The following is a 20,079-nucleotide window of genomic DNA, read 5'->3' as shown; positions in this document are numbered from 1 at the left end:
AAGGAGGTTTTTCTTCCCATGCAAAAACTCTCAGAAGAAATGAAACAAACCGTAATGGACATCTTTGAACATCTTCACGCCAATCCTGAAGTCAGCTGGAAAGAATATGAGACAACTGAATTTCTTAAACAAAAACTCGAAGATGCAGGGTGCCGCACGCGCACGTTTTCAGATTGTACCGGAGTTGTCGGCGAAATAGGTTCGGGTTCGCCTGTTGTAGCTGTCCGCGCTGACATTGATGCATTATGGCAGGAGGTCAACGGCACATTTCGCGCCAATCATTCCTGCGGGCATGATTCGCATATGACAATGGCTTTAGGTACGTTAATGCTGCTGAAAAAACAGCCGCAGCTTCCGAGCGGAACGATACGTTTTATCTTTCAGCCAGCAGAAGAAAAAGGCGGAGGCGCTCTGAAAATGATAGAGGAAGGCGTGCTTGATGACGTCGACTATTTGTATGGTGTCCACGTCCGTCCAATTCAGGAAACCCAAAACGGACGCTGCGCCCCATCCATTCTGCACGGGTCAAGCCAGCACATCGAAGGCACAATCATCGGAGAGGAAGCTCATGGCGCACGTCCACATCTTGGCAAAAACAGCATCGAAATCGCGGCATTTATCATCCATAAGCTGGGGCTGATTCACATCGATCCGAAAATCCCGCACACTGTCAAAATGACAAAGCTTCAAGCCGGCGGCGACAGCTCCAACATCATTCCCGGAAAAGCGACCTTCAGCCTTGACCTGCGGGCGCAAACAAATGAAGCCATGGAGACGCTGATCGCCGAAACAGAAAGAGCCTGCGAAGCGGCTGCCGCGGCATTCGATGCGAAAATTGAACTTCACAAGGAACACAGCCTCCCAGCGGCAACACAAAATAAAGAAGCTGAAGGCATTATGGCTGAAGCGATCACAGACGTGATCGGAGCTGATCAGCTCGATGAACCCCTTGTTACAACCGGCGGCGAAGACTTTCATTTTTATGCCGTGAAAGTGCCGAACCTTAAAACGACCATGCTTGGCCTCGGCTGCGGACTTCAGCCAGGACTCCATCACCCGCATATGACCTTTGACAGAAACGCGATGTTTACCGGGATTCATATTTTAGCAAACGCCGTGTTAAAAACGTTCCAAAAAGCGGATACACTCGCATCAGCCAATGCTTCTTAAATCAAAAAAGCAGCCTGCGAACAGGCTGCTTTCTTCATTATTTCTTCAGATCTTCAATTGAGTTGACGTTTTTCATATATTCAGGCACAACAAGACCCATCTTCACGCCAGTGATACTGGCGCCTACATCATCATATTTGCCTTTATATTTGGCAGCGTATGGTTTATGGGTATTCGGCAGCCATGCGGAAAGGGATGCGTCCGCGCTCCCCGTCGCAATCGCCGTCCACATCGGACCAGCTTCTACCTGAGTGAGTTTCACGTCATAGCCCAAGTCTTCTAACACTTTGCCCATAACGTTTGTACTTGCAATCTCACTGTCCCACGCCACATAGGCAAGGTTGATTTTGTCTCCCTTGACCTTTTGCACGCCTTTGGTCCACTCCGCGATTTGATCCTTGTGCTTCTTCACATACTCAGCAGCGGCTTTGGAAGGTTTCTCGCCTTCTTCCACCTTGATCATCACTTCACCCATGTCGTCTTGCGTCCATTTAAACTGGCTCAGAAGCTTAACGGCATTCGGCTGTTCTTTACTGAAGCCTTTTCTGGTGATCGTATGAATCTCCTCAGCACTGCCGTAAGTTTTTTTCGGATCATCGAGATATTTTAATTTATATCTGGAGAACATCCAGTGCGGTGTCCATCCTGTGATAATAATTGGTTTCTTACGGTCGTATGACTTTTTGAGCGTAGCAGTCATTGCAGCGCTTGACGATGAAATCAATGTCCAGTCGTTCAATTTGTAATCCTTCAACGCTTGGTCAGTCAGGCTCATAATACCTGAACCGGGGTCAATCCCGATGATCGTCTTATTCACCTGTTCAGCCGCGGATGCATTTTCGTCGTTTTCTTGTCCGCAAGCCGCAAGCGAGAGTGCCAGCATGGCGGAAACACCGATACCGATGATTTTTTTAAACATCAGGCATTCCCCCTGCTTTTCTTCTTCACTTTAATATTTTGTGTAATACGGTCGAGCGTAATCGCAACGATAACGATGGCGATACCAGCTTCTACACCGACCCCTGTTTTCAGCTGTGTAACGGCGCTGTATACTTCTGAACCTAATCCCGGCGCACCGACCATTGCTGCGATAACAACCATTGATAATGCAAGCATGATACTTTGGTTGATCCCGGCAAGAATAGTTTTTGTTGCAAGCGGAAGCTGAACTTTAAACAAACGCTGAGCTGTTGTAGAACCAAACGCTTCAGTTGCTTCAATCAGATCAGCAGGCACTTGTTTAATACCGAGAACCGTCATACGGATTGTCGGCGGCATTGCGAAGATAACAGACGCAACGACACCCGGCACAACACCGATATTAAAGAAGAAAATTGCCGGCAAAAGATATACGAAAGCAGGCATTGTCTGCATTAAATCAAGGATAGGCGTTACGATACGGCGAACCGTTTCTTTCTGCGAAGCCCAAATTCCGATCGGCACACCGACCACAATCGAAATAATGACGGATGTGACAACCAGCGCTAACGTTTGCAGCATTGGGTCCCAATATCCTAAATAATCAATTACGAGAAACCCAATTAAAGTGAACAACGCAATTCCTCTCGTACTGATCCACCATGCAAGAGCTGCGAAAATAATCGTTAACAAAATAGAAGGTATAAATCCAAGCCCGCTTACAATCCCGTTTACAAAAACGGCCAAGCCATTTGCGATTCCGTCGAGGAACCCGCCGAACGTTATCGTAATCCAGTCAACAAAACGGTCAATGATATCTGCTAAAGGTATTCTAGGCAGTCTATCCAATTTACTTCACCTCCTGTGCAGAAGGGTCTTGTGGTTGTTCTTCAGTGCCTTCAACATTGATATAATCGTTATTGCCCGCAAGTGCGCCAATCAGCGCGCCTTTTACGACAATCCCTTTCATTCTTTGCTTTTCATCTACAACCGCAATTGGAATATTCGCGTCAGACACAACGTCAAAAATCTCAGTCAGATACGTATTCTCTGGTACAGTCGTAAATTCCGTATTCAAGATATCCTGAAGGGATAAATCAGACTCGGCTGCTTTTTTCGCATCAGCTGCGTAAATGACACCTAACAATTGTTTCTGTTTATCGACTGCATAAATAGATGAAATCCCTAGGTTTTTCATCAGTGTTAACGCAACGCGAGGCCCTTTATCAATCCGCACCGTTTCAGCGCGTTTCATAATGTGGCCGGCAGTTAATACTTTAGACAAATCAACGTCCTCAACGAATTTCTCAACATATTCGTTGGATGGATTCATGAGGATTTCTTCCGGCGTGCCGATCTGAACGATATTTCCGTCCTTCATCAGAGCGATTCTGTCGCCGATGCGAAGCGCTTCGTCCAGATCGTGCGTAATAAAAATAATCGTTTTTCCGACATTATCATGCAGATCCAGAAGCTCATCCTGCATGTCTTTACGGATTAATGGATCAAGCGCACTGAATGCTTCGTCCATCAGAAGGATGTCCGGATTATTCGTCAGAGCGCGGGCAAGGCCGACACGCTGCTGCATTCCGCCCGAAAGCTGATCAGGGTATTGGTGTTCAAATCCTTCAAGTCCGACAAGTTTAAGAGACTCCAGCGCTTTTTGCTGGCGCTCCTGTTTGTCTACACCTTGAAGCTCCAGTCCGTATTCTGTGTTTTCAAGTATCGTTCTGTGCGGGAACAGAGCGAACTTTTGGAAGACCATACTGATTTTTTTCCGGCGGACTTCCCGGAGCTGGTCTTTAGACATATTTGTTATCATGTCACCATCAATGTAAATTTTTCCGGCAGTCGGTTCAATAAGCCGGTTTAACAGCCGTACTAAAGTTGATTTACCGCTCCCTGATAGACCCATGATGACAAATATCTCACCATCATATACATCAAAATCTGCTTGGTTAACCCCAACGGTCGATCCAGTTGCTTTCAGGATCTCTTTTTTATTTTTTCCGTCGGCAAGCATTTGAACTGCTTTCTTTGTTTGTTTCCCAAAAATCTTAGAGACTTTCTCGACTTTTATTTTAATCGGTTTCTCATCTACACTCATATTTTCCCTCCATATTAAGCAATCTTTATTACCGTACCATTTATGTAACAACACACACAAACCGCATATTCTCTTTTATTCTGTACCATTTCATGATAAACATCCCTGTGACCCCAAGACCTTATTTATGCTTCTAAATACTCTGTAATCCTCCTTTATTATTGTATTTTACGGGTAAAATTAAGCCTTTTTTAAATTGAAAACGCTTTTATTGAACCGAAAATCCTTCTTCCTCTTATGACTTCAAGCTCCTTTACTGGAAAAATAAGTTGCTTTTTCATCTCTATGTAATGTATTATAGTTTCATGACTATGAAACTATCAGAAGACCATATCAGAGCTCACATATTCAAAGCATTGTCTGACGAATCCAGGCTTGCCATTATTCGTACGCTTTATTACAGCGGAAAAGAACTCAGCTGCGGTGAAGTAGGTGAAAAATGCAATATCGTCAAAACCACAGCATCTTATCATTTCAAAACGCTGCGTGAAGCGGGATTGACTGCAACGCGAAAAGATTCACGGACAAAATATGTCAGGCTGCGTGAAGACACATTTCAAACATACCTGCCTGGCTTTCTGGAGACCCTCTAAGAAGGGTTTTCTATATACATATCTGTTTCATAGTTTCATAATTATAAAACTATAGGAGTGTTAAACGTGAAACTTATTTGGCTTTTTTTCAGTGTAATGTTTGTCATCGGCACAGATACCTTTTTGCTCTCACCGCTTCTCCCGCTTTTGCAGGACCAATTCCATGTCTCCACTGATTTGTCAGGCTGGATGGTCAGTGCTTATGCGCTCGGTTATGCGCTGTTTGCTTTGGCAGCCGGTCCGATCTCTGACCGTTTTAATCGGAAAACAGTGATGCTATCGGGGCTTGCGGGCTTTATCCTTTCCACCTTTTTATGCGGCATCGCTCCCTCCTTTGCCGCCATGTGTGCATTCCGTTTTGCCGCCGGTGTCAGCGCCGCGTTTGTGACGCCTCAAATTTGGGCATCCATCCCTGTCATCGTCCATCCCTCAAAAGTATTAAAAAGCATGGGGATTGCAACAGCAGGATTAGCTGCTTCACAAATGCTCGGGCTTCCGATCGGCGGATTTTTGGCTTCCTTCACTTGGCACACGCCCTTTTTCGTTCTATCAGCAGGCTCGCTTGTTCTCCTGTTCATTTTGGCGGCGGCCATGCCAGATATTCGTCCTGCAGAAGCGGCAGCACACCGTTCATCTTTAGTCAGCCCTTATCGTGAGCTGTTTTCACTGCCAAAAACATCGATGATCCTGCTTGCTTATTTTCTCTTTCAAACAGGGAATTTCGCCACGTTCAGCTTTCTCGGCACCTGGCTTTTTGCAGATTATCATTTAACCGTATCCCAAATCGGTGCCGCGATGCTTGTACTGGGGCTGGGAAATATGCTTGGAAGCCTTATAGGAAGCAAAATTGCATCAAAGCTCGGAACGTTTAAGACATTAATCAGCGGCATGCTGCTGATGGGAGCGCTCTATTTTTCCCTTCCTTTCTTCCCTAACTTACTTATTGTAGAAGCCAGCTTTTTTCTGACTTTCTTTATAGCGGGGATCATTTTTCCGTTAATGATGGGGATATTCCAATCCATTTCACCGAACGCGCGCGGAACGATTGCATCTCTTTCCAATGCGGCTATGTATGCAGGAACCACTGTCGGCACATGCCTTGCCGGATTTTTATATCAAAACACGCATCATTTTGGAGCTGTCACGGCGTTTACGGCGATTTTATTTGTCCTGTCTATGGCCCTTTATCAAACAAGCAGAAAAAACAAACCGCAAGCTGCCGGTTTCCATGTAAAAAGCACCTCATGATGAGGTGCTTTTGTTATTCAAGCTCAATTTGTTTCGTTTCTTTCCCCATAATCAAAATACACACGACCGCCAGTAAAATGGCAATGCAAAAGATTGAAAAAATCACTGAAAACGAAATATGGCGGGCGGCGAGTGTTCCGACGAGCAGCGGGCCGAAAATGCCGCCGATTCTTCCAAACGCCGCTGTGGTTCCTGAACCTGTCGCGCGAATCGATGTTGGGTATTGCTCCGGTGTATAGGCATACAGCACGCCCCACGCGCCAAGATTAAAGAAGGACAGCAGCATTCCAGCCGTCAGCAGCAGACCTAAGGAATCTGCCGTTCCGAAGAAATACGCGCTTCCCGCTGTTCCGATCAAATAAATGACCAGTATCCATTTCCGGCCCGCCTTTTCGATCAGCCACGCAGCCGAAAAATAGCCCGGAAGCTGAGCAAGCGTCATCAGCAGAACATATTCAAAGCTTTGAATCATGCTGAACCCTTTTAACAGCATCACACTCGGCAGCCACAAAAACATCCCATAATAAGAAAAGACAACGCAGAACCAGACGATCGACAGCATTACCGTCGGCCGTATATACTGTTTCGCCCAAACGCTTTTCACGTTCTCCCACACCGATTTCTGTTTCATAGAAAGCGATTCGTACTTTGGCGAATCAGGCAATCCTGTCCGCAAGTACAATGCATAAAACGCCGACAGTGCGGTTAAAAGCAAAGCCGCCTGCCAGCCGAAGCTCGGAATGACAAAATAAGAAATAAGCGCCGCTGCCAGCCAGCCCACAGCCCAAAAGCTTTCGAGAAGCACAATGACCCGTCCCCGTTTTTCAGGCACAACCGCTTCCGAAACAAGCGTTGAAGCGACAGGCAGTTCGCCGCCAAGTCCCATCCCAATTACAAAACGCAGAATGAGGAATGCCGATAAGCTTGTGACGAAAGCTGATATCCCGCTTCCGATTGAAAAGCATAAAAGGGTAATGATAAATACTTTTTTGCGGCCGATTCGATCAGCCAGCAATCCAAACAAAAAAGCACCCACAGCCATGCCGATGGAATTTACGCTTCCGATCCATTTCATTTCTTCAGGCGAAAGATTCCACTCCACGTGGAGTGCGGCGATAATAAACGATAATATTCCGACATCCATTGCATCAAACAGCCACCCTAAACCGGCGACACCCAGCAGCTTACGCTGGGATATAGGCTGTTGTTTTCCCATAGCCAACACCTCTGATATGCAAAATAATTACCGTTTAAGTTTACACCTGTCTTTACACATTGTCATTACCTAATTGATGTCAATCAAAAACCCCGCTTATGATTCACAAGCGGGGGTCTTTTTATTGCTGTAATGCTGCTTTTTTAATATTATCCTGCAGCTGGGCAATTCGTCTTGCGCCCTCTTCCCGAAGGCGTTTGTTTTCTTCTTCGATTTGTTTTGTTTCCTGCATGCCACTGACAATCGTGTTCCAAGAGGATTCGATCGTTTCTATATCAATGCTTGGTCTGCCGGCCATTCTGGCAATTTCAACACTCTGGTTCGAGATGTTCTCCGCATTGCGTTTCAGCATCTCATTTGTCCGGCGGTCAAGCTCGCTCATAGAGTCAGCCACAAGCTTTTGGCGTTTCACTGTAACGGCCTGAATAATGCCGTTTTTGAAAATCGGAATGGTGATGATAAAAGCGGAGTTGATTTTCCCGATCAGCTTAGCGTTACCGCGCTGGAGCAGTCGGATCTGCGGTGCGGTTTGAAGCGCCACCATTCGCGCCATATCAAGATCATACACGCGTTCCTCAAGTGCCTGAATGCCGTTGCGCAGCGTATCGAGCTGCATTTGCGCAAGCTGGTTTCCGCTTGCCGCTTTTTCTTCATATGAAGGAAGGATTGACTGCATCTCTTCCAGCTTCATTTGACCGGCAACAACGTATTTTTCAAGCTCCATGTAGTAGTTGATATTGTTTTCATACATTTCATCGAGCGTGTAGTTTGTTTTTGTCATCTCATCTTTATATTTGGAAATCTCAACGTTGATTTTTTCAATTTCTCCGCCGAGTGTCTGGTACTTTTTAAAGATTTTCTCAATCATGCTGCCGCCGCGTTTGAAGATTTTGGCCATCAGTCCCTTGGGCTCGTCAAAATCATTTTTGTCAAAGCGGTCCATGATTTTTCCAAGCTGCGTCAGCATTGTGCCTGAGTCTGTCACGCTTGTTGTTTTCATCATTCCCAAGATGCGGTCAGAGAACTTGGAAATTTCAACAGCCGGCTCCTTACCATACTCCAGCAGCTCCATTTGGTTTTTCACGTCAATTTGCTGGGCGAGGCGTTGCACCTCTGGTTCCTGGCGGAGCTGCAGGCGGATATCGTCTGCCTTTTGCTGAGAAATTTCTTCGTTTTTATCGAGAACAAGCGGATTTTGATTTTCTGTTGTCATGCTTTTCTTCTCTCCTTACTTTTGGGTAATCGTTCTGAACAGCCTTTTCACGAGCGAAGGCTCTTTATAGTCCTGCTGAAACACCATGTCGTCCAGCCAGTGGATATCATACTGATCCTCTTCAATATAATGCTCAATGTCTTGATGTCCGGGAGGATTATAAATGACGATATCAATGCCGATTTCATTCAAAAACAGCAGGGCTGCGGCGTCTGATCGTGTGAGCTCACCGTTCATTTCCGTATGATACAGCACCAGTTTCGGAACAGTCTGCGCATAGTCAAACATTTGAATCAATTTCAGCAGGTTAGCGGGAAGGTTTGTTGTTTGTTTAAACAAGTAGATCTGAACATCCTTGACCTGTTCCTGATGCAATGCCTTCAGCCGCGGGTGTCGGCACATTCTCGAGATCGTTTTGGCGATCGCGGTCTGAATGCCTGCCGGAAGCTGTTTGTACTGCCACACATTGCTTGCGATCAGCTTTTCCGGATCGATGTTTCCTTCATGATCAAGCGCGTGGCTGTAATGAAATTGATAGTTTGATTTGATTTCTTCTGTTAACGGAAAGCTTCGAACCATTTCCGTTTCTGGATAATCCGCCATTGTATGAAGTCTGTTCCAATATTCTTTATTGTCCTTCGACACACCCATAATTTTGGCAAACACATTCGGAATATCGATCGAATGTTTATCGGCTTTGAAATTCGGGCGAATAAACGCACGTTCTTTCGCAATTAAAAACAGTTCATCATAGGTCGTTTTCAGCGTCACGGAAACCGGTGTGTGGTCTCTGAACTGCCAAGGCTTGTACAGCATGGATTCCTCGTGATTCAGCACATGCTCAATTTCCTTTGTCGATCGATACGCCACCGTTGATTTACGGTCAGGTTTTTCTTTCGGGAATGGCTGAAGGTCTGAGACATCCGGAAGCTTTTCCGTGAAGCTTAGCTCCTGCTTAGGGTCAACGAGCGTCAGCTGATCGGTTCCCGCCGGATGGAACAATAGAACATCACAGCCGACAAGCATTAAATAATATAAGAAATACAGCTGGCTTTTCGTCGCGTCTCCATACCAGACCACCTTCGGCATCTCCCGCTCTATATCGGCTTTTTCCAGCCAAGGATTCAGGTGGTTCAAGGAAAACTTTGAAACATCAAGAAGCACTCTGCGAAAATCAGGATGATTCAGCCCCTGCTCATGATTTTCGGCAAAGGTATGTAAAAGCGTCATCAGTGCTTTTCTTAAATGGCGGTGCAGCAAAGGATTGGAATGCTTCGCAATCAGCTGTTCCCCGTCCAGAAAGGCGACAAAGCGGCTGACCGAAAGGCCTTTTTCCTTCTGGTTGATGGAATGAATATGCTGAAGCGCCTGAAATGTTTCGGGTGCAATTGTTTTATCAAGTGTTTCGCTCAGGACATAAATATGATCGTTTACAGAAAGTTCATACAGCTCGTTAAAGTAGTCGGTCTCATCAATGGGCGTGCCCAGTATTTGCCCGGCAAGCCGCGAAAAAGAAAGACCTTGTTCATTCTCATAGTGATCCCGCTCCGGCAATGGCTGAAACAGCATGCTTTTCCAATCCCCATCGGCCGGAACAGCTTTATGAATGATTAGCTCTTCTTGTCTCATCATATCCTCCTTTCTGGTTTGTTTGTGTATATTACACGTGTTTTAATTTGGATATTTGCGATAAAACTGACGCTGTGATTTCTTCACCCGCCAGCATGCCGCTTGCAATCGTTTTGCGTAATTCCGGATCGTGACTCAATACCTCTCCGTGCGCGGGTGCGATGCCAAAATCGGCTTCCCGGATCAGTTCAAGATCAAGCAGCGAGTCTCCAGCCGTATAGATTTCATCAAGAGAGAGCCTGGATTTCAGGTATTCAACTGCTTTCCACTTATTAAGCGGATTGGGAATAAAGTAAAGCTTCCGCCCCTGCAGAGATACTTGCCAGCCCTTATCGGCGCCCCACTCTTTCACAGCGGATATATCGATACACGGTATTTTTTCCTCATGTAAAATGAGATACACGAAATAGTGATGGGCGATTCGGGTTCTTTTTACCGCCTCTGATAAAGAGAGACCTGCGATTTCCCTCAGCATGGCCTCGATCGGCAGACACGACGCCAGCTCCTCTTTCATCAGCTCATCCCACTCTTTCAGAGGCTCGCCGTCTTTTAAGATGCACCCGCCATTTGTTGTCACCGCATATTCCGGCACAATGTCCTGCTGGAAACATACGATTCTCTTATACTGTTCGTTTGTACGCGTGGTGACGGGGATAAAATAGTGATCCTTCTGAATCTGATTTAAGTGATCTTTTACGGCTGAGGAAATATAAGAAAGCTCCCGCCCATTTAATGTTTCAATCAGCTCAATCCCGGCTTCCTTATCGGGCGTGCCGATCATGCGCCTTGAATAAATTAATGTTCTGTCTAAATCGCTGGCAAACGCGTTCATAGGCTTTTCTCCGCCGGACGAATCAGCCCGCAGCAGCTGTAAGACATGTTCTCGTATTCTTCTACAGGCACTCCCCGATCCTTTGCCAGTAAAAGAATGTGTTTCAGCGTTTCTTCAGCGCCAGGCTGAATCAGTATTTTCCAAGGCACTCTGCGAAGAAGCACACGAGTCGTTTCTCCGACACCAGGTTTAATCAGGTTCGTATTGCTGATGCCAAATTGCTTTCGGATCGTCTCAATGGAAGCCAAGCCGTCCCAAGCCGGTTTCATACGTGCGCGCTGCAAGCCAATCGCCAGACGTTCTGCTTCTTTACAAATAGACGGAAATTGCTCGGCTATCGTTTCAATATAGAATACAGAAACATCCTCTTCACTCAGCTCACGGTAATATTTCGCCCCGTGAAAATCATCCGGCCCGATCCATTTTTCGTTTAAGACGGTGCGGCTGACAAGACCCGAGACCGTAGAGTTCAAGCAGGCACTCGGAATCAGAAAATCCTCCTTCGTTCCGTAGATGTCCGCGCAATCACCCGGATCGGCAAGCACCGCAATTTCTGAGGAAAGTCTCGTATTCCAGCGCTGGTTAAACTGTTCGATGGATCGATTCAGTTCTTTAGTAATAGCGCCTTTGCCTGTCCAGCCGTCGATAAAGGCGATTTTCCCGTCTGGATGATGCTTCAGCATATACTGCAAGGCGTTTTCATCAATTCCCCTGTCCCGAATAATCGATATGCTGTAGTGCGGAACTGAGACGTGATACTTCAGCTTGATGTACCGTTTAATCAATACACCGATCGGCGTGCCCGCCCTTGCCAGACTGCACAAAACCATATGCTCACCGTGTTTGGCGAAAAGCTGCTCCGCTACAGCTCCGGCCGCTAACGCAACCTTCTGTTTACTGTCTTCAAGCGAGGCATAAAACAGTTTCATATATTCATCTGTCGGCTTATATTCGATCGGCAGCATCTCTGAGTAATGGGTGCCGCTTTGGATCGAGCGTTCCCGTTCTTCCGTGCTTTTTTCAATCGAAACGGCGGACAAATCTTTTAATAGAAAGGTGACATCCTCCTTCTGATAGCTCCCAATCTGGTCAATTATCTCGGTCAATTCAGATCACGCCTTTCCTGAAAAGGTAACAATGTGGATATGCGGCACTTCTTTTTCTTTGAATATATGAAAAATCGGCTGTAACGCCTCATCCGAAACGGTCTTTTCAAGACAGAAAAAGACCTCGTCATACGCTCCGGCGGGGAGGTTATAGATAAAATGGCGAACCGCCTCATCTTCGGGATTCATAAATGAATAACCGTTTTGCACAGCATAGCCCGCTTTGACAACAGGGTGAATCGGGCTGCGGGTAGTAGAGTGATAGGAAATGGAGCCCTGAAGATGCGCTGCGATTTTCATAGGAATGTACATCAGCTCTCCCGTTCCGAGCACAAGCGTTCTTCTCCCCTTCCGATACTGCTCCACATGCTGCGCAGCAAGGCGGCAGGCCTCGTGAACCGCCTGCCTATCACTCGCCTTTAAGCCAAACCGCCCTGTTTCCTTCACATAAAAATGCTCGTCTGCGAATGTGGCCGGCTGATAGGGTAAGGATGCAAAGAAGCCGGACAAGTCGATGTCTGTTCTGTTTATTGCTGATTCCTGCGGCTTCGGTCTGTAATCGTAGGAGGACTCTGACAAAAGCTCTCCCTTAAAGGAAATGCGCCCAGACAGTAAAGCTGTTGTTGATATGGTAACCCCTAATTCCCGTTCCGCTTCAGCATAAGCTTGTTTGTGCTCCTCAGTGCGCCAATCCAATAAAGACAAAACAGCGTATTCTTTGCGGGGGAACTTCGATTGTATATCCCGAATGATATGCAGTGCGGTTTTTCCTGTCGTGATTTCATCATCCACGAGAATCACCGGGCATTCGTTGTTGATCATATGAGGTTCCGCATAGCATAGCTGGTCGGTCGCATGGGAGTGCTCCTCGACAAAGGTAATGGAAGGCTCGTTGTTTCGTATCAATTCACGTGTTGTATGGACATACGACGCATTCTCAATGCAGTCATAAACCGCGTGTCCAAGGGCTGTCGCCGTTTCCGCAAACCCGATCACAAGCGGCGCCTCCTCTAGTGCAATGCGCTGGTTTTGCAATGTTCGATAAGCAGCCCGAAGCCCGCTGTCCGTTCCTGAAAGAAACCCGTTCAAAATGTCGGCCTTCTCCTTCAGCTCACGGCCCGTTTTTCGTTCAGCGTACTCCAAAGCAAGCAGCCCTGACGCCAAAAGCGGCTTCAGCGGATGAACTGGAATATGCTTTCCCAGCACTTTGCTGACAAATAAAAAACCCCTTTTTTTGTTCACTCGCGCCGCCATTTCAAATAAGACTTGCTCCGGAATAGAAAGCGGATTGTCAGTGACCGACAGATCAACCGCCATATTGTCCAATATTTGAAGTGTTTTGCTGTTCGTTGAGCAAATCGGAGAAAGATCGGTTTTCATGATACACCCCATAGATTTCTGATTTTATTATAATGTTCTCAGCCCATTTCATATGGGGCTTCATCTCATTCATTTTGTTGGAAAAATGGCTTTTCATCACACCGATTGAACCGTTTCCGTGATGAATAATGCTTAACGCATCCATATAGTCTTCCTTTGATACAACATACAGGCTGTTTACCGCTTTAAGCTGAGACGGGTGAATGACTGTTTTTCCGTGAATCCCGTTAGCGATATCAAGCTCTGTTTCCTTCACCAAACCTTTGACATGCTCATTCAGCTCAGAAGGCTGGTGTGCTGACAGAAGGTGAGGCTTTTGCGCTGTCTGGAAATATTCCCAGACCGGTCCAGAAACGACAAACGTCCGGCCGAAATAATTGATGACATCCGCCATAAAATCGGAAATCAGGCGAATATCATAGATGGTTTGCCCCGGCTTTCTCCGAATGCCGTATAACCCGCACAAATCAGTCGCACCGATTCGCACATTTAAAATTAAGTCCTGATATTGATGCAGAACCGCACTCAGCTCTCCGAAAGCCTCCGGCCGCGTCTCTTTAGAAAGCAAATCGGGCGTTTCTAAAATCGGCATTCCATAAATCGGAGCTCTCATACCGCGAGAAATGTTGTCCAGCGTTTCCGCATAGTCACGGGCGTTCACTCCTGAACATTTCGGAAACACAAAACCGGTTAACAAATGAAGAAAGCGCTTCAAGCGGCCCGCCAGCTCCTGCAGCTGCTGCGGAGAACGCACCCTTACAAACATGAGCGGAAGATTATCCGGTTCCATTTTGTTTTGCTGAATCGCCTGTTCTATGCGCTCAAGCTGAATGTTGAGATTATGTTCAGCCTGCTCGACTTCATGATCCCCAATCGCATCCTCTAAGCAGAAAACAACGGATGTTAGATCCTCGTACTTCTGTTCAGTAATCATAGCGGCTATGTCGTGGCGGGTTGCAGGCATATATAATAGGGCTCCCAGCGCTTGTTCAAGCCATTTTTTAGGCGCCTCTTTCGTGACCTGTTTCGGCACTTGATAAAATACATGCTCTTCTTGACGCGCTGATAAATAGTGGAAATACCGCAAACCAGTCACCCTCTTTTCTGTAACAAAAAAGGAAGGACATGAAACTCCCTCCTTGTTTTGTTTTATTCTTCTTTTGACGCAGCTGTTTGTTCGCGCACCTGCTTTTGTTTGTTGATATAGTGAATGATAAATGTTACCGCAAATGCAGCGATAATGATAATGAAGAATACAGAATGCGGCATTTCATAATGGAAAGCGCTCCCTGCCATTTTCAGCGCGATAATTCCGATTAACACGAATGCTGTGTTTTCAAGCTCAGGGATTTTATCGATCAGCACAAGGAATACTTTTGCGACTGTTCGCATCATTAAAATACCCAGCATACCGCCGATCAAAAGAACCCATACTTTTTCAGATACCGCAAACGCGGCCAAGATGCTGTCCACAGAAAAGGCAAGGTCCATCAGCTCAACTGAAATAACAGTTGCCCAGAAGATACCGAATGTACGGACCATCCAAGAGTTTTTCTTAATACCGTCTGCTTCCTCTTCTTTTTCGCCGATCCAGAAGTGCTTAATGACGAGCCAAGCCAGGTAAAGCGCGCCAAGCACCTTGATCCACCAGAATTTAATGAGAAGCATACCGAGTCCGATGAATATAAATCGGAAAATATACGCTCCGAATAAACCATACGTTAACGCTTTTTTACGCTGTTTTTCCGGAAGATGTTTCACCATAACCGCAAGAACTAACGCGTTATCGGCCGATAAAAGGCCTTCCAGCACAACAAGGGAACCGATCAGACCCCAAGAAACCGGATCAGTCAGAACTTCCCCCCACATTTTCCAATCGAAAAATGAAGCATACGTAGACATGATGTGATGTAAAAATTCCAAGTTTTTTCCTCCTATTAATTGAAAACGGTGACTGCTTTATTTGTCACTCGCTTACACCTGCAAACCGTAGTTCCGGCACAATGAAGCAAGGCCGCCGGAAAAACCGCTGCCGATCGCATTGAACTTCCACTCGTTTCCGTGTCTGTACAGCTCACATACGACAACGGCTGTTTCAATGGAGAAATCTTCTCCCAAATCGAAGCGAAGAAGCTCATTTTGAGTCTCTTCATCTGCAACGCGTACAAACGCGTTTGACACTTGTCCAAAGTTTTGGCTGCGTGCTTCCGCGTCATGAATTGTAACTGTGATGCCGATTTTCTCAATGTGAGCAGGGATTTTTGAAAAATCAACGATGATCTGCTCATCATCTCCGTCGCCTTCACCGGTGCGGTTGTCACCCGTATGGATGACACCGCCGCTCGGATGCTCAAGGTTATTATAGAAGACGAAATCGAGATCATTCACACAGTTATCATGCGCATCCACTAAAAAAGCTGAAGCATCCAGGTCAAAATCGTGTCCGCCTGAGTACTTATTTGTATCCCAGCCTAAACCGATCACCGCTTTTGTGAGTCCCGGGTTTGTTTTCGTTAAGTCAACACGCTGTCCTTTTGCTAATTGAATGGCCATACTGCCTCTCTCCTTTCTGCTCTTCGTAATATGTCTTAACCGACTTGCAAGCCGTAGTCTGTTGCGATGCGGGCAAGACCGCCTTGGTAGCCTGAGCCGATAGCAGAGAATTTCCATTCTCCGTTGTGTCTGTAAAGCTCGCCAGCGATAATTGCCGTTTCAATAGAGAAATCTTCCGCAAGATCGTAACGAATAAGCTCTTCATTTGTTTCTTCATTGACAATGCGTACAAACGCGTTTGACACTTGTCCAAAGTTTTGGCTGCGCGCTTCCGCTTCATGAATCGTGATAACAAATGAGATTTTGTCGATATTCGCAGGTACGGCGCTGAGATTGACTTTTACATTCTCGTCATCACCCTCGCCAAGACCTGTCAGGTTATCGCCTGAATGAACGACTGAACCGTTTCCTCCTTCAAGCTGGTTATAGAAAATAAAATCACTTTGAGATGCGCATTTTCCAGACGCATCTAAAAGAAATACACTTGAATCAAGGTCAAAGTCATGACCGCCGTCATACTTATTCGTATCCCAGCCTAAACCGACAACAACCTTTGAAAGACCCGGATTTGTTTTTGTTAAATCTACTTTTTGTCCTTTTGCCAATGAAATTGCCATGTTTCATCCACTCCTTTTTCTTTTATACGTACCGGTTGACAATATCTTCTAATCTCGTATCATTTGTGCCTTCGCCGACCGCCGCGAATTTCCACTCGCCGTCCTGGCGGTAGATTTCAGCTGTAATCAGGCTTGTCCTGCCGGCATAATTGTCTTTCAAATTGTATTTGAGCATTTCTTCATGATTCGATTGATCAACAACACGGATAAAAGCATTTTGAATCATGCCGAAATCCTGTTTTCTTCTTACGCAATCATAAATATTCACAACAAATACAAGCTTATTAATGTTGGCAGGCACTTTCGCCAAATCAATTAAAATCTGCTCATCATCGCCCGCTCCGTCGCCTGTCAGGTTGTCACCTGTGTGCTTGACACTGCCGCAGCGGCTTTTCAGGTTTCCAAAATAAATGACATTTTTCTTATCAGTGAACTTGCTGTTTTCCAGCATCAGCACTGATGCGTCACAGTCAATATTTGGTCCGCCTCCGCCGAGCAGCTTTCCAAAAAAGCCGCCGCCTGATGAAACCGGGTCCCAGCCGAGACCGACCATCAATTTTGACAGACCCGCTTTTCCTTTTGTTAAATCAATTCGCTGACCTTTTTCTAAAGAAATTGCCACACGATTCACTCCTAATCATCGAAATGTGAATATAGTCACATTTATTTTTACGTACAAACGTAACTTGAGTATGCCGTAAATTATTAATATATACGTTTTTTATTATATCAAAGTTTCGTAAAAGTTAAGAATAATTGACGAAAATCCTCGAAAAAAATCTCCCATATTTGATATATGTTTTGCAAATCATATGAATGGCGGATCTTAAACAAACCATTTGACGTGAGCGAGTCATTTTGCCTATTCTTGTATCACATTCTAAAAAGCAACGGAAAGGAAGCGGCCTTTTGATTCATTTAAGCATACTTGATCAGGCACCTGTTTCTAAAGGAGAAAGCCCCGTGACAACCCTTCAGCATTCGGTCGAGCTGGCCGGACGAAGTGAAGAATGGGGCTATAAGCGTTATTGGTTTGCCGAACACCACAGCACGAAAGGACTGGCAAGCACGGCACCGGAAATTATGATCGCCCGCATCGCGGCTCACACAAAAAAGATTCGTGTCGGGTCTGGCGGCGTGCTTCTGCCTCAGTACAGCCCTTTTAAGGTGGCCGAAACCTTTCGCCAGCTTGAAGCCTTGTATCCGAACCGAATTGACCTCGGCCTCGGGCGTTCGCCGGGCGGAACGACGAAAACCCGGCTCGCATTAACCGACGGCATCAAAAAAAGCTTAACCGATTTTAACAGACAGCTTCAGGATGTCTCTTATTTTCTGACCGATTCGCTTCCCGCCGGGCATCCGTATGCCGGGATCAAAGCGGCTCCTCTTATTGACACAGCACCGGAGCTTTGGGTGCTTGGATTAGGGGAAAACAGCGCAAGGCGAGCGGCCCATCAGGGAATCGGATATGTGTTTGGACATTTTATCAACCCTGAACGAGGGGAAAGCGCGTTTCGCGTCTATCGTGAAAACTTTCATCCATCAGCTCATTTCACATCTCCGGCCGCACTGTTTACGATCTTTGTCATTTGCGCAAAAACAGATGAAGAGGCAGATGAGCTCGCGTTAAGCCAGGATTTGTGGCTTCTTCGCGTCGGGAAAGGCTTGGACAGCAGGGTGCCAAGCCTTGAGGAAGCGAAAGCATACCACTATACTGAATCAGATAAAAACCAAATACGAGAAAACAGAAAGCGCATGGTCATCGGTTCGCCAAGCACTGTAAAACAGCAGCTTCTGGAGCTGGCGGACCGCTATGAAACAAATGAAATCATGGTTCTTTGCAATGTGTTTGATTTTGAGGCGAAAAAAGAATCATATGAACGTCTTGCCGGGTTATTTCTATAAAAAAAGCAGTTTTCCCCAAAGGAAAAACTGCTTTTTATTTTTATCTGCGCCCTTTTTTACGCTGGGTTTCTTTTTTGATAAACGTCCATATCCCCTGAACTGCAAAACCGATCAGGAGCAGAACAATTAACAGCAGAGTAATGGAAGGCCCTGGCGGTGTGCCGAGCTGATAAGATGATGTCAGTCCCATAAATACACTGAATAAGGAAATGAGTATAGCTGACATAAATACCATGTTAAAGCCTTTTGCGATTCTAATGGCGAAAGCTGCCGGCAATACGAGCAGTGCCGATACGAGCAGTACGCCGATAATCGGAATAATAACTGAGATCGCAAGACCAGTGACAATGCTGAATGACATCGACAAAATGTTTGTATTGATTCCGGACGTTTTGGCTGTCGCTTCATCAAATGTCAGCAGGTAGAGCGGCCTTTTCAGCACGATAAAATAAAGCAGGATCAACAATGTAATGATGCCGATAATATAGACCTGCTGCTGGTTTACCGTCACGAGCGACCCGAATAAGTACTGATCAATGCTCATATTGGCGGCGCCTTTCGAAAGGCTGATTAAAAACATCGCGAAGGACAAACCCGCCGCCATTAAGATGGCAATGGATACTTCCGAATATGTCCGATATGCCCGCCGCATGTATTCAATTCCGACCGCGCCGACGGTCACAACGACTATGCTCGCCGCGGTAATATTGGTGCTGAGGAAAAAGCCGATGGCAACACCCGACAGTGAAATATGCGAGAGTGTGTCAGCCATTAAGGCCTGCCTTCTAAGCACAAGATATACCCCTAAAATCGGGGCCATGATGGCGATCATGCCGCCTGCTAGAAAAGCTCGTCGCATGAATTCCAAGTCAAACATTTCCATCCGCCTTTTTCTCCTCTCTCTAATCGAATTACTTTATCTAAAAATTGCTGTACTTCATTTTGTTCATGAGTGACCATCACAACTGTGCGATTGTGATTTTTCACCAAGTGGTGCATGAATTCGTAAAACCCTTTTCTGCTGTCATAATCAACCGCTGTCGTCGGTTCGTCCAGCATTAAGAGATCGGGATTGCTGGCAAGCATTCTGGCAATACAGATTTTCTGTTTCTGGCCGCCCGACAAGTCACCGATTTTCCGATGGCGAAGCTCCCACATTTCCACCATTTTCAGGGCTTTTTCTACTTCGATATGATCTTCTTCATTCAAACGTTTAAACCATTTCCCTTTTGTGTACCGGCCGGATTGGACAAGCTCAAGCACCGTGCTCGGAAAACCTGCATTAAATGAAGAGATTTGCTGCGGGACATACCCTATAGTCAGACGTTTTCCTTCTGCATTCTTTTTACTGATTGTTACCTTGCCTTCCCACGGTTTCAGCATGCCGAGCATCACTTTGATCAGCGTTGATTTAGAAGCGCCGTTGGGACCTGTGATGCCGACAAACTCGCCGCTTTCAATATCAAGAGATACTTTATCCAACACAGGCGTGTGGGAATAGCCAAAAACGATATCTTTCAATGAGACGAGATTCATGTCAATCTTCCTTTCTCACAAAGAAATAGTGTGCACCCTCCGGCGCACACTATCTT

At 46.0% G+C, this 20,079-nt stretch carries 20 protein-coding genes; 4 read left to right on the top strand and 16 right to left on the bottom strand.

Features of this window, described 5'->3' with window-relative positions; all coding sequences use genetic code 11:
- Positions 1 to 18: 18 nt before the first annotated feature.
- Positions 19 to 1,170 carry a M20 peptidase aminoacylase family protein gene (locus P3L57_RS01765; RefSeq protein WP_069487466.1) on the top strand — a complete coding sequence of 384 codons (1,152 nt, stop codon included), beginning with the start codon at positions 19 to 21 and terminating at the stop codon, positions 1,168 to 1,170.
- Between the two features lie 37 nt (positions 1,171 to 1,207).
- Here P3L57_RS01765 and P3L57_RS01760 read toward each other — a convergent pair whose 3' ends face one another.
- The 3 genes from P3L57_RS01760 to opuAA are packed head-to-tail and all read right to left on the bottom strand — an operon-like array spanning position 1,208 to position 4,195.
- The gene (locus P3L57_RS01760) at positions 1,208 to 2,089 is read right to left on the bottom strand and encodes a glycine betaine ABC transporter substrate-binding protein (protein ID WP_044162015.1); all 882 of its coding nucleotides are present in this window, start codon (positions 2,087 to 2,089) and stop codon (positions 1,208 to 1,210) included.
- Positions 2,089 to 2,937, bottom strand: coding sequence for a glycine/proline betaine ABC transporter permease subunit OpuAB (gene opuAB / locus P3L57_RS01755; protein WP_024120135.1), 849 nt, complete (start codon positions 2,935 to 2,937; stop codon positions 2,089 to 2,091). The genes P3L57_RS01760 and opuAB overlap by 1 nt, the downstream gene beginning before the upstream one ends.
- A 1-nt stretch (position 2,938) precedes the next feature.
- Entirely contained in the window at positions 2,939 to 4,195 is a 1,257-nt protein-coding gene (gene opuAA, locus P3L57_RS01750; protein WP_044162018.1) for a glycine/proline betaine ABC transporter ATP-binding protein OpuAA, read from the bottom strand.
- A 290-nt stretch (positions 4,196 to 4,485) separates the two neighbouring features.
- On the opposite strand from opuAA, the gene P3L57_RS01745 reads away from it, so the two are divergent.
- Both P3L57_RS01745 and P3L57_RS01740 read left to right on the top strand, forming a co-directional pair.
- Entirely contained in the window at positions 4,486 to 4,788 is a 303-nt protein-coding gene (locus tag P3L57_RS01745; RefSeq protein ID WP_083244560.1) for an ArsR/SmtB family transcription factor, read from the top strand.
- 66 nt (positions 4,789 to 4,854) lie between these two features.
- Positions 4,855 to 6,036: an MFS transporter gene (locus P3L57_RS01740; RefSeq protein WP_095532969.1), complete on the top strand. Its 1,182-nt coding sequence runs from the start codon at positions 4,855 to 4,857 to the stop codon at positions 6,034 to 6,036.
- A gap of 13 nt (positions 6,037 to 6,049) precedes the next feature.
- Here the strand turns inward: P3L57_RS01740 and niaP are convergent, their stop codons facing one another.
- From niaP to P3L57_RS01685, 11 genes are all read right to left on the bottom strand, one after another.
- Complete coding sequence (niaP, locus tag P3L57_RS01735) at positions 6,050 to 7,252, bottom strand: niacin permease NiaP (protein WP_069487465.1); 1,203 nt, start codon at positions 7,250 to 7,252, stop codon at positions 6,050 to 6,052.
- A 121-nt stretch (positions 7,253 to 7,373) separates the two neighbouring features.
- On the bottom strand, positions 7,374 to 8,465 hold the full coding sequence (locus P3L57_RS01730) for a toxic anion resistance protein (RefSeq protein ID WP_010332934.1): 1,092 nt from the start codon (positions 8,463 to 8,465) through the stop codon (positions 7,374 to 7,376).
- A 15-nt stretch (positions 8,466 to 8,480) separates the two neighbouring features.
- Positions 8,481 to 10,094, bottom strand: coding sequence for a YceG family protein (locus P3L57_RS01725; RefSeq protein ID WP_069487464.1), 1,614 nt, complete (start codon positions 10,092 to 10,094; stop codon positions 8,481 to 8,483).
- 31 nt (positions 10,095 to 10,125) lie between these two features.
- Positions 10,126 to 10,926, bottom strand: a complete 801-nt coding sequence (locus P3L57_RS01720; RefSeq protein WP_059334440.1) for an HAD family hydrolase — start codon at positions 10,924 to 10,926, stop codon at positions 10,126 to 10,128.
- Positions 10,923 to 12,032, bottom strand: a complete 1,110-nt coding sequence (locus tag P3L57_RS01715; protein ID WP_069487463.1) for a cysteine protease StiP family protein — start codon at positions 12,030 to 12,032, stop codon at positions 10,923 to 10,925. Before P3L57_RS01715 ends, P3L57_RS01720 begins: the two co-directional genes overlap by 4 nt.
- A gap of 6 nt (positions 12,033 to 12,038) precedes the next feature.
- Positions 12,039 to 13,349 carry a phosphoribosyltransferase family protein gene (locus tag P3L57_RS01710; RefSeq protein WP_044162209.1) on the bottom strand — a complete coding sequence of 437 codons (1,311 nt, stop codon included), beginning with the start codon at positions 13,347 to 13,349 and terminating at the stop codon, positions 12,039 to 12,041.
- A complete protein-coding gene (locus P3L57_RS01705) occupies positions 13,339 to 14,499 on the bottom strand; it encodes an HpcH/HpaI aldolase/citrate lyase family protein (RefSeq protein WP_069487462.1) in 1,161 nt (386 codons plus the stop codon). Before P3L57_RS01705 ends, P3L57_RS01710 begins: the two co-directional genes overlap by 11 nt.
- A gap of 62 nt (positions 14,500 to 14,561) precedes the next feature.
- Complete coding sequence (locus P3L57_RS01700) at positions 14,562 to 15,335, bottom strand: TerC family protein (RefSeq protein ID WP_024120125.1); 774 nt, start codon at positions 15,333 to 15,335, stop codon at positions 14,562 to 14,564.
- Positions 15,336 to 15,386: 51 nt separating this feature from the next.
- The gene (locus P3L57_RS01695; RefSeq protein WP_010332927.1) at positions 15,387 to 15,965 is read right to left on the bottom strand and encodes a TerD family protein; all 579 of its coding nucleotides are present in this window, start codon (positions 15,963 to 15,965) and stop codon (positions 15,387 to 15,389) included.
- Between the two features lie 35 nt (positions 15,966 to 16,000).
- Entirely contained in the window at positions 16,001 to 16,582 is a 582-nt protein-coding gene (locus tag P3L57_RS01690) for a TerD family protein (RefSeq protein ID WP_044162033.1), read from the bottom strand.
- Between the two features lie 22 nt (positions 16,583 to 16,604).
- Complete coding sequence (locus P3L57_RS01685; protein WP_069487461.1) at positions 16,605 to 17,204, bottom strand: TerD family protein; 600 nt, start codon at positions 17,202 to 17,204, stop codon at positions 16,605 to 16,607.
- Positions 17,205 to 17,491: 287 nt separating this feature from the next.
- Here P3L57_RS01685 and P3L57_RS01680 point away from each other — a divergent pair, with 287 nt between their 5' ends.
- Positions 17,492 to 18,487, top strand: coding sequence for an LLM class flavin-dependent oxidoreductase (locus tag P3L57_RS01680; RefSeq protein ID WP_069487460.1), 996 nt, complete (start codon positions 17,492 to 17,494; stop codon positions 18,485 to 18,487).
- A gap of 40 nt (positions 18,488 to 18,527) precedes the next feature.
- Here the strand turns inward: P3L57_RS01680 and znuB are convergent, their stop codons facing one another.
- Both znuB and znuC read right to left on the bottom strand, forming a co-directional pair.
- A complete protein-coding gene (gene znuB, locus P3L57_RS01675) occupies positions 18,528 to 19,370 on the bottom strand; it encodes a zinc ABC transporter permease ZnuB (RefSeq protein ID WP_044162037.1) in 843 nt (280 codons plus the stop codon).
- On the bottom strand, positions 19,328 to 20,023 hold the full coding sequence (znuC, locus tag P3L57_RS01670) for a zinc ABC transporter ATP-binding protein ZnuC (RefSeq protein ID WP_024120122.1): 696 nt from the start codon (positions 20,021 to 20,023) through the stop codon (positions 19,328 to 19,330). Before znuC ends, znuB begins: the two co-directional genes overlap by 43 nt.
- Positions 20,024 to 20,079: the final 56 nt, after the last annotated feature.

This window comes from Bacillus sp. B28, from assembly GCF_029536185.1.
Classification (GTDB): domain Bacteria; phylum Bacillota; class Bacilli; order Bacillales; family Bacillaceae; genus Bacillus; species Bacillus halotolerans.
The sequence above is the reverse complement of the archived record's forward strand: the minus strand, read 5'-3'. Positions and strand labels throughout refer to the sequence as shown.

What these genes read in the sequence shown, in the direction of transcription:
- P3L57_RS01765 (WP_069487466.1), top strand. Translation starts at nt 19, where the DNA reads ATGCAAAAACTCTCAGAAGAAATGAAACAAACCGTAATGGACATCTTT.
- P3L57_RS01760 (WP_044162015.1), bottom strand. Translation starts at nt 2,089, where the DNA reads ATGTTTAAAAAAATCATCGGTATCGGTGTTTCCGCCATGCTGGCACTC.
- opuAA (WP_044162018.1), bottom strand. Translation starts at nt 4,195, where the DNA reads ATGAGTGTAGATGAGAAACCGATTAAAATAAAAGTCGAGAAAGTCTCT.
- P3L57_RS01745 (WP_083244560.1), top strand. Translation starts at nt 4,486, where the DNA reads ATGTATTATAGTTTCATGACTATGAAACTATCAGAAGACCATATCAGA.
- niaP (WP_069487465.1), bottom strand. Translation starts at nt 7,252, where the DNA reads ATGGGAAAACAACAGCCTATATCCCAGCGTAAGCTGCTGGGTGTCGCC.
- P3L57_RS01730 (WP_010332934.1), bottom strand. Translation starts at nt 8,465, where the DNA reads ATGACAACAGAAAATCAAAATCCGCTTGTTCTCGATAAAAACGAAGAA.
- P3L57_RS01725 (WP_069487464.1), bottom strand. Translation starts at nt 10,094, where the DNA reads ATGAGACAAGAAGAGCTAATCATTCATAAAGCTGTTCCGGCCGATGGG.
- P3L57_RS01720 (WP_059334440.1), bottom strand. Translation starts at nt 10,926, where the DNA reads ATGAACGCGTTTGCCAGCGATTTAGACAGAACATTAATTTATTCAAGG.
- P3L57_RS01710 (WP_044162209.1), bottom strand. Translation starts at nt 13,349, where the DNA reads ATGGCGGTTGATCTGTCGGTCACTGACAATCCGCTTTCTATTCCGGAG.
- P3L57_RS01695 (WP_010332927.1), bottom strand. Translation starts at nt 15,965, where the DNA reads ATGGCCATTCAATTAGCAAAAGGACAGCGTGTTGACTTAACGAAAACA.
- P3L57_RS01690 (WP_044162033.1), bottom strand. Translation starts at nt 16,582, where the DNA reads ATGGCAATTTCATTGGCAAAAGGACAAAAAGTAGATTTAACAAAAACA.
- znuB (WP_044162037.1), bottom strand. Translation starts at nt 19,370, where the DNA reads ATGGAAATGTTTGACTTGGAATTCATGCGACGAGCTTTTCTAGCAGGC.
- znuC (WP_024120122.1), bottom strand. Translation starts at nt 20,023, where the DNA reads ATGAATCTCGTCTCATTGAAAGATATCGTTTTTGGCTATTCCCACACG.